Here is a 12,188-nt window from a genome sequence, read left to right on the forward strand (position 1 = left end):
AAGAACAGAAATGATACAAAAGAAATTATGGTCGGTGTTGGCACTGCTGGGCTTTATCAGTATATTGGCCGGAAATCTGAAAGTAAAAGTATATAATCCAGGGAGCAAAGCTATTTTCCCAATTACTTCCACCATTATTTATGGGGATAAAGATGCCATTTTGATAGATGCTCAGTTCCAGAAGCAATATGCAGAACAGCTGGTTAAAGAAATAAAAGCAACAGGAAAGAACCTGAAAACGGTTTTCATTTCTCATAGTGATCCGGATTTTTATTTTGGATTGGATGTTATAAAGAAGGCTTTCCCCAATGTTAAAATTATTTCAACCGCACAGACTGCCTACCTGATATCAGCCTCAAAAGATGATAAAATGGGAGTATGGAAACCGCAGCTGAAGGCAGATGCTCCGTCAGAAATTATAGTTCCTGAGGCAGCTGCTTCAATTCCTGATCTTGAAGGAAATAAAATTGAGATCAGACAGAATCCGGAAGATCCGGCACATAGTTTTCTTTGGATTCCTTCCATTAGAACCATTGCAGGTGGTATTTCAGTTTCTGTAGACTCACATCTCTGGATGGCTGACACTCAGAATGTGAAAGCAATTGATCAGTGGATAGGGCAGATTGACGCCATGAAGGCATTGAATCCGGCGCAGGTGATTCCTTCCCATTTTGCAAAGCTATCAACAACTCCGCAGTCTCTTGATTTTGTGAAAAGCTATTTGGAAAATTATAGAAAGGCAGTGACAGAGAATAAAACTTTATCCTCCATTGTAGATTTTATGGTTAAGAAATATCCTGATCTGCCGGGAAAAGAAGAACTGGAGATGGGAGTGAAGGTTTTCCTTAAGGAAATGGATTGGGATTTAAAATCACCATATCCGGCAATTGGCCGCAAGGTTGAGGTGGATTTTGGAGCGGTAAAATTTGTTCTTGATTTTAAAGATAATAAAATAATGACCTTTACCGGAACAGCCGGAAATTCAAAAAACAGTACAGATACTGTAGAATATACGGCTGTTGAAGTAGCGAAAAATGTTTTTATGATCTATTGGCATGAGCCGCATCTTGGCTTCAATGTAACCCATATCCAGGATTATAATAAAAATATAGTGTATTCAAATATTGCAGGTCCTGATGGTACATTTACCCATCCGAAAGGAACTCTTAAAATTTTGAAATAATGATAAGAATCAAAAGTACATGTAAATTTTTGCATGTACTTTTTGTTATATTTGATTTGCAGAAAATCATTCTTTTAAAAAGAGAAGAGGATCTGTAGCTTATTTTTTTAAATCAAATAATAACTCATGAAATTAATTAAAATTCTGCCTTTTCTATTGTTGTCCTTATTTTTATTCAGCTGTGGTAAACTGGCGACTACATCCGAAGATAAAAAATCTGTTGACGAAGTTCTTAAGTTTTACGGAGGCTATGTTGAAACCATGAAAGGAGTGCAAACGCTGAATGGGACATCCAGTGATTTTTTTGAAGTACAGATTAAAGACAGTAAACTGATCAATAATCAACCACAAAGAGCAATATCCAATGCTGCCAATATTGCATTTATCGTTTTTCAGAATCAAAAACCTGGAGCATATGATGTTGTCAAAACAAAATTACTTTTAGCTGACGGGGCCAGTTTTACAAAATCATTCACTCAAAAAGAGCTGCAGGAAGTAAAAGATATATATCCGGAAATTGATAAAATCAATTCATTTTTGATTAATAAAGATGACAACGGAATTCTTGAGATGTTTGAACCAAAATTTAAGCCTAAAAAAGAAATCGTCAAAGAGACAATTTCAAGAATGGATTCTCAATTAGGCCCAATTAAAAAAATACAGTTTCAGGGATTTGAATTTCTGGATAATCCCAATCTGGGACAGATGATCTTAATAAGAGAAGTAAGTCAAAGAGATAAGGTTTTCCCTTTTATCAATATAGCATTCGACAGAAAGACAAAAAAACTGTTGAATATTGAATTCCCGTAAAAACAGATCTCCAGGATTAAAATAAAAAGGCTGTTCTATGTGAACAGCCTTTCTTTTTATAGATTCATAAACAATTTCGGGTTTACCGGAGTATTGTTTTTGTGTACTTCATAATGAAGATGAGGTCCTGTAGAACGTCCGGAATTTCCGGATTTGGCAATCACCTGACCTACCTTTACTTTATCGTTCACTTTAGATATAAGTTCGGATAAATGCCCATATAACGTCGCCAGCCCGTTTCCGTGAGAAACAATCACACAGTTTCCATAGCCGCCTTTCTGTCCTGAGAAAATAACGGTTCCGGCAGCGGCAGCTCTAACATCAGATCCATAGGCAACAGCAATGTCCAGTCCTTTATGAAACTGCATCTGATCAGCTTCAGCAGGTGGATTATTTTTTTCAGCAACACCCGTTTTGACTGTAGCCGTTCCGGCTGCCGTTTTTGTTGTTGCAGGAGCAGAGGAGGTTGCTACAGGGGCAGCTTTTGGGGTAACCATCACCTTCACTTCTCTCTTATTTCCATAGCTGTCCGTAAGTTCAATGGTTTTTTCAACAGGTTCTGCTTTTGCTTCAGGCTTTGGTGCTGCAGCAACGGTGGATTTTGCTTCTGTTGGTATATTTGTTTTAACTGATGCAAAAACAGTTTTGAATGGAATAGGATTTTTTCTCACTCCAAAATTAGAGGAAATATATCCGTCTGTAGGCATGCCTAACGGTACCTGCATCAGCTTTTTCTGAAGATCCATCAGATACTGGCTGTACCGGTTGGCTTGTTTGGAAAGATAAATGGAATTCGAAATACTGTCCTGGCTAAGCATCATCAGCTTTTCACTCGGAACGTCTTTAGATTTCAGGAAGGAGTTGAGCTGGGCAACGGTCTGATCCACCAGAGTAAGATCAGTTTTCATTTTTAAATAATCTACACTGTCTTTTTCAGTGTTTATTTTTACAAGGTTGACTTCGTAGGTTTTGTCATCTCTTTCAGAAAAGAGCTTCGCAATGAATACACCCTGTGCAAAAACTACTAGTAAAAGTCCCCCCAGGAGAATGTTTACGTTCTTCTTGCTGTTTAGAAATTTTTTCATATTTCTTCTCTTAGTAAATTTAAAACGGTTTTGAAGCTGCAAATTTAATTAAAAATAGTCTTTGTGGGTTATTTTTAATTAAAATTCACTTTTTTCTGTATTTAACGTTTAAATAGCTATTTAATTGCGCAGGTATGTTAATTTTTTCAGAAAATGGCTTTTATCATAGTTTCAAAGCCTCCTTTACGTCTTTGTTTTAATATCTTTGCAGTTCACATTCCAATTATGGCTAAAAAGAAAATTATTTCAGAATCTTCGAATCCAAAAAAGAATAAAAAGGATATTTCTGTAGGAGTTGTAGGAAGCGGAAGTTTTGCAACCGCTATCGTAAAAATGCTTGTTGAAAACTGTAAAGTAGTACACTGGTGTGTCAGAAATGAATTTGTAAAAGGAGCTATTGAGCTTCGGGGGCATAATCCGACTTATCTTACCGCCGCACATTTCAATCTTAAAAGTTTAAAACTGACAACGGACATTAATGAACTGGTTTCTGCCTGTGATGTTATTGTTCTGGCAACGCCATCTATCTATCTTTCTGATACGCTGGAGAAGATGACCTGTGATTATTCAGATAAGATTTTTATCTCCGCAATTAAAGGTATTATCCCTAAAGTCAACAATGTGGTGGCCCATTATCTTCGTGATGAATTTAAAATCGGTTTCAGGAATCAGGCAGTGATTGCAGGTCCCTGTCATGCGGAAGAGGTTGCTATGGAAAGACTTTCTTATCTTACCATTGCAGCAGTGGAAGATGAAACTGCCGAAAAGCTTGAAGGAATTTTCAGTTCAGACTTTATTAAAGTACATACAAGCAAAGATATTTTAGGAAACGAATACAGTGCTATTCTTAAGAATATTTTTGCGATCGGAGCGGGTATAGCAAGTGGTTTAGGCTATGGGGATAACTTTACAGCTGTTTTTGTTTCCAATGCGATCCGTGAAATGGAAACCTTCCTGGAAGCCATCTACGAAGCACCCAGAGATGTGAATGAAAGCGCTTACCTTGGTGATCTCCTGGTAACAGCCTATTCGCTTTTCTCAAGAAACAGAAACCTGGGAAATCTTATCGGTAAAGGATATACTGTGAAATCAGCCATTCAGTCTATGAATATGGTGGCAGAGGGATACTATGCTGCCGATTCTATTTATAAAACAGCAAAACAGAAAAATCTTAAGCTGCCGATTATCGATACAGTCTATGCTATCCTTTATGAAGGTAAAAATGCTGAAAAACAATTTAAAAAGCTGACAGCAAAACTGAATTAAAAAAACAGGACCTTAGAATTAAAGTCCCGTTAACTGTAAATAATTGAACTTAAGCATTCTTATGCTTAAGTTTTTTTATTGGCTCATCTTGGTAATGACAAGTGTTAGTGATGATCTTACGTTCAGATTGCTGGCTGTAAAGCCGTTTCCTGTATCAAATTCAAATTTCTGTCGAATGGTAGTTGGAGAAGTCAATGTTAAAAAATAACTTCCCTGAAAGAATGTAAAAGAACTTGACAGCTGGCACATTCTGTTGGTTTCCGTAATAGCTGTGCTGGTAGCAGAATTTATCAGATAAGAGCGTGTACAGGTAAAATTTTGACCAAGATATTGGGTATTGGCTGTTCCGTTATTGTTATTGGCGTTGCTGGAGTCTACAGAATACCGTACAATATAAGTTCCTGCCGGTAATGTTATGGTAGAATTGTCCGTGCCCAGGGAAGCTCCTGTAATTTTATTGGACGTTACGGCAAAGTTTCCTAAGGTATTATTGGTGCTTCCGGTAGGGATCAGGATCCCCGGGCTAATAAGAAGAGACATTGCCTGCGGTTCAGAACCGGAAACAATAAGACGTTGCCATTGATTTCTGATCCATATATAATATCCTTTCGGAAAAGCAGAAGCCCCTCCGCTGTTGTAAATAATGAGCCCATCTGCTGGGTTTGCTACAGGAGTTGAAGTGCTGTTCAGGACCAGAAGGTCATATTGCGGAAAAAGAACTCCTTTGTTGGATGAGTTGATGTCCAGTACACTGCTGGCATTCGGGGTGTTTGTGTTGATACCAACCTGAGCATTCGTGAGAATACTGAAAAGTACCATACAACTGATATAAATTGATGTTTTCATTGTGCAATTGATTATTGATTAAGGGCTGATCTCTGAATGTCAACTTTGGCATTGGTAATGATAATCTCACCGTTATTGGGAGTTGTTCCGCCGGCTCCATTCTGATAAGTACCTCCTGCATCATGTGCAATGGCGGGAACTAAAAGGATAGGGGATACCGAAGTCGTTACAAAAGAAAAACTCATATTCAGGGTATGGGTTTTATTGCTGGCAATCGATTGGCTATTGATACTGATTGTTTTGCCATACTGTGTTCCGCTTACAGGGTCTATAAGTTTGACAAGATACTGGTGTAAATGAACGGAAGTCCCTCCGATTCCTGCTGTTGCACTTTCAAGAGCCGTTCTGATATTCAGGCAGACATTTACGAGGTAGCCGCTGTTCCCTGGCAGAGTAATGACTCCTGTAGAAGTATTGTATAGAGCTCCGATATCATTAGACACCACAGTAAAAGCAGCGTCATTGAAATTCTTGTATATACCATTATTGAAACCTCCTAATACAGCATAATCAGAGGTACGCTGAAGCATCATGTAACTTACCAGATTATAAGTATCAGACAACTGGGTCCACCTGCTGTTTTTCCAGATGTAAAGACCAGGACTTATAGAATTACCTTTATTATATACAACCAGTCCTTCTGCCGGATTATTTACCGGTGAGGTATTACTAAGAATATCTACAATATCTACTCTTGGAAGAAGTACTCCCTTATTGGTTGTAGAGGCCACATCCAGAACAGCCGAACTGTTCACTGTGGATTTTCCAATCGCAACTTGTGCATATGTGATCTGTACTATAATCAATAATAGCAGAATATAACTTTTTTTCATGTGTGAATTTTTTTTAAAGCTGAGAGATTTTAATATAAGATCCATTGGCAATGATATTCACCAGATCGTAGAATGTGCTGTTCTGCATTCTTCCAAGATTGAGTCTTAGACCTCCGATAATATTGGCATTGACATTGGGAGGAACAGTATAATAATAGGACCATGTGGCAAGATGGTTGGTATTAATCTTAGAAACAATAGGGACTTCTTTCCTTGTTGCACTTCCTCCGGTAAATGTATTAGTGGTATTATTATAGGTATCACTGATGAAGTCTATAAAATATCCCATCAGGTAATAAGAACTTCCTGAAAGTGGGGCTGTTCCACCCTGTCCGGCGGGGTTTTCCTGAGGTGAATTTAGATTCAGATTGACTTCTACAAGATAATTTCCCTGTGGAAGGATCAGTGAATAGCCTCCTGAAACCGTGTTTGGAACCACTTTAAAACCACTGATGTTTGACACCCCGGAAATCGCCGGAGGATTTACAATCAGAACATTGCTGGCGCCCGCTACAGCATTGTCCAGAGCAGACAAAGATCCTGTAAAATCAAGATAGGCAACTTTTGGTGTATTTTGGGCATCAATTGTGCTTTGCCAAGTGCTTGTGGTGCCATTGAAAAAATGCAGGGCTTTGTTATTACTGTTAGTTCCGCCATTAAATCCAATCAGTCCATTGGCAGGAGAGGCAACAGGGGTGGTGGTGCTGTTCAGATTGGCAATATTCAGATTAGGAAATAACAAGCCTTTATTCCCTCCTGAAACTGTTACCGAAGGAGATGTTGTATAGCCACTGCCTCCGTTATTGACGGTGATACCCGTAACCTGACCGTTGGAAATAACCGCTGTAGCACGTGCTTTTGAACCACCGTTTACAACAGCTCCTCCGCCATAAAAATTGATTGTTGGAGGTGAGGTATATCCACTGCCTCCGTTAGTGATGGTAATACCGGTAACTGCTCCCCCTGAAATGGTAGCTGTGGCTGTGGCCGGGATTCCATTGAAGTTCTCAATGTGTAGAATAGCACTCGGGTCCGGGGTGGACGTGTTGATTCCTACACTTCCGCTTTGGGCAAACGCCACTGTTGCGAACAGTGTGCTCACGAAATTAATAATTTTCATCTTTAGTATGTTTACGAAATAATTAATTAAATACCTGTGGAATATGTATTAATTTAATTGAAAGTTACATAGAAAAAACTATTATTTTATATGTATTGTATAGAAATTTATCTATAAAATTACATATTTGTCAATTAAAAGTGATTTTTGATGTTGTTTATATAATTGTTTTTCACTTTTTGTTGATAAAGTATAGTTGCGTAAAAGGTTATGATGGCTGTATTTATTATAGTGAACTTAAATAAACTTAAAATTTTTGTTAAATAAGCGGCTGTGAAAATAGCTTAATTATTTACCATCCAGTGAATTAAAAAATATAAAATTTAACTATTTCCTTAAAAATAATTTTTACATTATCAATCATTTCAATGATGCTTTATTGAAATTTTCCATTGTTTTTTGTTGTGTACTTAAGAACTATTTTCAAAGCGAAAAATAACGTGTTAAAATCGTTAAACGCGTTCCGCTTTTTAAAACTTTTCCCGAAATTTGAAGTAAAATTTAAAAATTATGTCACAATCGCTTACAAGCAGAACACCGAAACCTAAATACGACGTTGTACTGATAGGCGGCGGAATTATGAGTGCCACTTTAGCAACGCTGCTTCATGAATTTGATCCCCATCTTGAAATCGCAATTTTTGAAAGACTGGGAAGGTTTGCCAAAGAAAGTACTGCAGCATGGAACAACGCCGGAACAGGGCACTCCGCTTTTTGTGAGCTCAATTATACTCCCGAAAAACCTGACGGATCTATTGATATTACCAAAGCAGAAAGCATCGCAGAACAGTTTGAAATTTCAAAACAATTCTGGGCTTATCTGATTACCAAAGGATATATCCATCAGCCAAAAGAATTTATCAATTCATGCCCTCATATGAGCCTGGTATTTGGAGAAAGAGATGCAGAATATCTTAAAAAACGCCATGATAAGATGGCAGAATCTGTTCTTTTCTCAGGAATGGAATTTTCTACAGATCATGATACACTGAGAGAATGGATTCCATTGGTAATGAGCAAAAGAAACCAGTCTGAAGTAATGGCTGCTACGAAGATGGATATGGGGACGGATGTAAACTTTGGGACGCTGACCCGAAAAATGGGACGACACCTGCTGGAAGATTCCAATGTAGAGGTTTTCTTATACCATGAAGTAAAGGATATCGATGCAAGAGAAAATGGGAAATGGGAAATGAAAGTAAAAGACAGAATCAACAGCCACAAACAGGAAGTAGTTGCTGATTTTGTATTCATTGGTGCCGGAGGATATGCGCTTCCATTGCTGGACAGTTCAGATATTAAAGAAAGTGAAGGATACGGTGGTTTTCCGGTTTCCGGACAGTGGCTGGTAAGTCATAATCAGGAATTGGTAGAAAAGCACCAGGCTAAAGTGTATACTCAAGCCACGGTGGATGCTCCTCCAATGTCTGTTCCACACCTTGATCTAAGGATTATTGACGGGAAAAAAGCTCTTCTTTTCGGACCTTTTGCAGGGTTCTCAACCAAATTCCTAAAGGAAGGAAGTTATCTGGATCTTCCTGAAAGTGTAAACACCAAAAATTTAAGATCGCTTTTCGGAGCCTGGTGGCATAATATTCCTCTGACAAAATATCTTATCCAGCAGGTAGCAATGACAAAGTCTCAGAGAATGCAGCACTTGAGAGAGTTTATTAAAGATGCCAAAGAAGAAGACTGGGAACTGAAAGTAGCAGGACAGAGAGTTCAGATTATTAAAAAAGATGAAAAAGAAGGAGGTAAGCTGGAATTCGGAACAGAAGTGGTGGTGAATAAAAACGGAACAATTGCTTCTCTGTTGGGTGCTTCACCAGGTGCTTCTACAGCAGTATATGCTATGCTGAACGTACTGGAAAAATGCTACCCGGAAAAACTTCATGGTGAATGGAAAGAGAAGCTGCTTGAGATGGTTCCTTCTTATGGACAAAAACTCGCAGAAAATCCTGAACTGACCAATACAGTAAGAAATTATACAAAAGAAAAATTAGAATTAGAATATTAACATCAGTCATGAGCAATGAGTAGTAGCTTCTATTACTCATTGCTCATTATTCATACTTATAAAAGGTGGAAGAAGTAATTGTAAAACCAGTCATTGCAAAGGAAATCCTGGAATCTCTTCAGGCGAAAACAGAAGAGGAGAGGCAGGTTATTGTACACTGTTGTTTCCCGGCATCTCCGTTTTTGGGCAACTTGATCAGGATCTGGCACTCGACCTATCTTTTTGATAATCAGTCTGAGCATAGAAGCAAACTGATCCACGCGGAAAATATTTCAATTTCCCCATACTGGACACCGGTTCCTTTTATGAAAGATTTTTGGTTCACCTTAATATTTTCCGGACTTCCAAAAGATTGCAAAAGTTTTGATCTGAAGGAAGTTATTCCTGAAGAAGGAGGCTTTTTTGTAGAATCAATCAAAAGAAATTCTTCTGACGTTTATCGCGTAAAAATTTCAGAATCCTATTAATATGAAAGCAAGGGAAGAAAAGCTGGAACAGATTATTCAGTGGGCTGAAAGCAATCCTGACATCCGTGCTGTTCTCCTGACCAGCTCATTGGTAAATCCTTACGCTCCCGTAGATGATTTCAGTGATCTTGATATAGAGCTTGTTTTTGAAAACAGAACACCTTATGAATCAGATAATGAATGGATTAGTCTTTTTGGAGATCCTATTTCTATGATTGAAGAAGAGGATCATGTTTTTGATGGAAGACATGCCATGAAAATGGTTTTGTATAAAGACCATGTAAAAGTTGATTTTAAGCTCTATCAGGTAACAGAATTTACTGAAGATGCCAATGAAGAAGAGCTTTCTGAAGATTGGGATGTAGGTTATAAAGTTTTGATAGATAAAGACGGTCTGACTAAAAATATGAAACCTCCGACGTACCAGTCAATCATGATACAGAAACCAACTGAGGAAAAATTTCAGCAGCTGCTGAATGACTTCTGGTGGGATACTACTTATGTAGCAAAATGTCTGAAACGCGGAGATATTTTTTATGCCAAATTTATGTCCGAAAATGTTCTGCGGACAGATTATCTTGTTCCTTTGACAGAATGGTATATTGCTGGAAACCATGACTGGAAAGATATAACAACCAATAAACATGGAAGACTTTTCAAAAAATATTTATCCCCGGAACTATGGAATAGTGTAGAAGCTACTTTTTCAGGAAATCATATTGAAGACAACTGGACAGCATTGTTTGCCTTTGCTGATCTGGTACATCAACTGGGAATTTCTTTGGCAGAGAAACTTGATTTTACCTATCCTGTAAAGCTGGAAGCTGATACCAGAAATTATCTTACTGAAATAAGAGCTATATCTTAACTTCAGGCAAACTCATTTTGTCTGATGAGGTTTTCGATACAGTATTCTGCAATAGCAGTAATAGTGACAAAAGGATTGACACCAATTGTTCCCGGGATTAATGATCCGTCCAGAACATATAAGTTTTCATGATTCTTAAGCTTTCCATATTCATTGGTGGCTTCCCCAAGAACGCATCCTCCAAGAGGATGATAACAGATATCTGCCCCAAAACCATTGTTGAAAAGTAAGTGACTTCTGGTGCCTCCATTCGCTTTATTCATCTTACGGACAAAATATTGGGCATTTTCTTTCATTTTGATGGTATTGCTCTCATCCCAATTCAGTGTAAGAGACCGGCTGGCCTTATTGTAAGAAACATCTCCTTTTTTATCAACTCTATTGATCAGCAGATACAAAGCTGTTGCTACATCCATTCCCATAGGTAAAGGAGCTATTTCCGTGAAAAAGGGATGTTCGGGATCATCCCAGTTGTCAATTCCTCCCACAGGAATGGTGGATTGCTTGGCTCCTGTACCACCTGATAAAGGTTTTACCCAGTTTCTTCCTGTCATGAAATTTCCATTGTTTCCCCAGTTTTTGCCAACCTTTTCATGAATGGGAAAACCATTTTCGGCATTGGATTGCAACAGAATCTGTAATGTTCCCATAGTTCCTGCGGAAAGAATCAGCTTTTTACAGTTGAAAACCTTATCTGCAGTCAAAATTCCCGCAGTATCGGTCTGCTGAACATTTATGGTATAGCTTTTATCATCATTAAGCTGTATTGTTTGAACATGATGAAGGTCAAGAATTTCCAGATTTCCGCTTTGAAGAGCTTTTCTCAGATAGGTTTTATCTAAACTGTTTTTCCCATGATTATTTCCATAGATCACTTCCGTATTAAGAGCAGAACGGGGAACCTCATTTCTGAATTCCTTTTCCATATATTTAAAATCATACACGTTCGGAACTCTCATTGTTTTAAAACCAGCTTTGTGGGCCTCTTCTTCACCTACCCGCGTGAATTGATAATAAGGACAGTCTTTCAGAAACTGTTCATCAATGACATTTACTTTCAACTCATTTCTTACCAGAGGAAAGTAGTGGCTGTAAAATTTTTCTGCATCAAGCTCTGGAAAAACCTCTCTGAAATAACTTTCTTTGGGGGTAACCGCCATTCCTCCGTTCACCAGAGAACCACCGCCAACACCTCTCCCTACCCAGATATCGATATGATCAAAATCCAGACGGTCCAGCGTTCCTGTAAAAGGAGTCAAAGAAAAAATATTCATAAAAGGAGCAATGCTTTTCTTTTTCAGCCATGCAGCGCTTTTTCCCGGTTTCAATAAGTTGGAAAACGGAATTCCTGCCTTTTCCCAATTAAGCCCCATTTCAAGCATCACAACTTTTTTCCCTGCTTCACAAAGGCGTAAGGCAGACACAGCTCCTCCATAGCCACTCCCAATGATCACGATCGGAACATCAATGTTTTCTTTTACCAGATTATTTTTTCTTCCGGTTGCACGTAATAATCCGGATTGGAGAAAGTAAAAGCCGGATATGGCTAAGGTGCTGGTCTTAATGAATTTTTTTCTGTCCATAAGCTTTGTTTTTCAAAAAGTATGCTAGATCTACAGGCCCTTATTGTATTTAAAACAGATTATATTTTTTATTACAATTTTAACTTTTGTTGTCATGAAAATTCATAGCTT

The 12,188-nt window shown here is 38.1% G+C and carries 11 protein-coding genes; 6 read left to right on the top strand and 5 right to left on the bottom strand.

The features are described from left to right. Positions 1–10 precede the first annotated feature (10 nt). Both AC3FI7_RS20480 and AC3FI7_RS20485 read left to right on the top strand, forming a co-directional pair. Positions 11–1,183, top strand: a complete 1,173-nt coding sequence (locus tag AC3FI7_RS20480) for a MoaF-related domain-containing protein (RefSeq protein WP_491460788.1) — start codon at positions 11–13, stop codon at positions 1,181–1,183. Positions 1,184–1,309: 126 nt separating this feature from the next. Then, positions 1,310–1,993 (top strand): hypothetical protein, encoded by a 684-nt coding sequence (locus tag AC3FI7_RS20485; RefSeq protein ID WP_491460789.1) that lies wholly within the window; start codon positions 1,310–1,312, stop codon positions 1,991–1,993. 56 nt (positions 1,994–2,049) lie between these two features. Here AC3FI7_RS20485 and AC3FI7_RS20490 read toward each other — a convergent pair whose 3' ends face one another. After that, positions 2,050–3,078 (bottom strand): M23 family metallopeptidase, encoded by a 1,029-nt coding sequence (locus tag AC3FI7_RS20490; protein WP_343661226.1) that lies wholly within the window; start codon positions 3,076–3,078, stop codon positions 2,050–2,052. Positions 3,079–3,303: 225 nt separating this feature from the next. Between AC3FI7_RS20490 and AC3FI7_RS20495 the strand changes: the two genes are divergently transcribed. Beyond that, entirely contained in the window at positions 3,304–4,344 is a 1,041-nt protein-coding gene (locus tag AC3FI7_RS20495; RefSeq protein WP_491460790.1) for an NAD(P)H-dependent glycerol-3-phosphate dehydrogenase, read from the top strand. 75 nt (positions 4,345–4,419) lie between these two features. On the opposite strand, the gene AC3FI7_RS20500 is transcribed toward AC3FI7_RS20495, so the two are convergent. From AC3FI7_RS20500 to AC3FI7_RS20510, 3 genes are read right to left on the bottom strand one after another with little or no spacing between them, the layout of a single operon-like run. Next, positions 4,420–5,190: a phage tail-like protein gene (locus AC3FI7_RS20500; RefSeq protein ID WP_491460791.1), complete on the bottom strand. Its 771-nt coding sequence runs from the start codon at positions 5,188–5,190 to the stop codon at positions 4,420–4,422. An 11-nt stretch (positions 5,191–5,201) separates the two neighbouring features. Next, on the bottom strand, positions 5,202–6,023 hold the full coding sequence (locus AC3FI7_RS20505) for a phage tail-like protein (RefSeq protein ID WP_142724150.1): 822 nt from the start codon (positions 6,021–6,023) through the stop codon (positions 5,202–5,204). Between the two features lie 13 nt (positions 6,024–6,036). Then, complete coding sequence (locus AC3FI7_RS20510; RefSeq protein ID WP_491460792.1) at positions 6,037–7,143, bottom strand: phage tail-like protein; 1,107 nt, start codon at positions 7,141–7,143, stop codon at positions 6,037–6,039. 510 nt (positions 7,144–7,653) lie between these two features. On the opposite strand from AC3FI7_RS20510, the gene mqo reads away from it, so the two are divergent. The 3 genes from mqo to AC3FI7_RS20525 all read left to right on the top strand — a co-directional run bounded on the left by mqo (position 7,654) and on the right by AC3FI7_RS20525 (position 10,494). Further along, positions 7,654–9,159: a malate dehydrogenase (quinone) gene (mqo, locus tag AC3FI7_RS20515; protein ID WP_343661222.1), complete on the top strand. Its 1,506-nt coding sequence runs from the start codon at positions 7,654–7,656 to the stop codon at positions 9,157–9,159. Between the two features lie 65 nt (positions 9,160–9,224). Beyond that, a complete protein-coding gene (locus tag AC3FI7_RS20520) occupies positions 9,225–9,626 on the top strand; it encodes a hypothetical protein (RefSeq protein ID WP_142724147.1) in 402 nt (133 codons plus the stop codon). Position 9,627: 1 nt separating this feature from the next. Further along, positions 9,628–10,494 (top strand): AadS family aminoglycoside 6-adenylyltransferase, encoded by an 867-nt coding sequence (locus tag AC3FI7_RS20525; RefSeq protein ID WP_491460793.1) that lies wholly within the window; start codon positions 9,628–9,630, stop codon positions 10,492–10,494. Positions 10,495–10,496: 2 nt separating this feature from the next. On the opposite strand, the gene AC3FI7_RS20530 is transcribed toward AC3FI7_RS20525, so the two are convergent. Continuing rightward, positions 10,497–12,077: a GMC family oxidoreductase N-terminal domain-containing protein gene (locus AC3FI7_RS20530; protein ID WP_142724145.1), complete on the bottom strand. Its 1,581-nt coding sequence runs from the start codon at positions 12,075–12,077 to the stop codon at positions 10,497–10,499. Positions 12,078–12,188: the final 111 nt, after the last annotated feature.

It is taken from the genome of Chryseobacterium sp. TQ-BC-N36, from assembly GCF_058382295.1.

What these genes read in the sequence shown, in the direction of transcription:
- AC3FI7_RS20480 (WP_491460788.1), top strand. Translation starts at nt 11, where the DNA reads ATGATACAAAAGAAATTATGGTCGGTGTTGGCACTGCTGGGCTTTATC.
- AC3FI7_RS20485 (WP_491460789.1), top strand. Translation starts at nt 1,310, where the DNA reads ATGAAATTAATTAAAATTCTGCCTTTTCTATTGTTGTCCTTATTTTTA.
- AC3FI7_RS20490 (WP_343661226.1), bottom strand. Translation starts at nt 3,078, where the DNA reads ATGAAAAAATTTCTAAACAGCAAGAAGAACGTAAACATTCTCCTGGGG.
- AC3FI7_RS20495 (WP_491460790.1), top strand. Translation starts at nt 3,304, where the DNA reads ATGGCTAAAAAGAAAATTATTTCAGAATCTTCGAATCCAAAAAAGAAT.
- AC3FI7_RS20500 (WP_491460791.1), bottom strand. Translation starts at nt 5,190, where the DNA reads ATGAAAACATCAATTTATATCAGTTGTATGGTACTTTTCAGTATTCTC.
- AC3FI7_RS20505 (WP_142724150.1), bottom strand. Translation starts at nt 6,023, where the DNA reads ATGAAAAAAAGTTATATTCTGCTATTATTGATTATAGTACAGATCACA.
- AC3FI7_RS20510 (WP_491460792.1), bottom strand. Translation starts at nt 7,143, where the DNA reads ATGAAAATTATTAATTTCGTGAGCACACTGTTCGCAACAGTGGCGTTT.
- mqo (WP_343661222.1), top strand. Translation starts at nt 7,654, where the DNA reads ATGTCACAATCGCTTACAAGCAGAACACCGAAACCTAAATACGACGTT.
- AC3FI7_RS20525 (WP_491460793.1), top strand. Translation starts at nt 9,628, where the DNA reads ATGAAAGCAAGGGAAGAAAAGCTGGAACAGATTATTCAGTGGGCTGAA.
- AC3FI7_RS20530 (WP_142724145.1), bottom strand. Translation starts at nt 12,077, where the DNA reads ATGGACAGAAAAAAATTCATTAAGACCAGCACCTTAGCCATATCCGGC.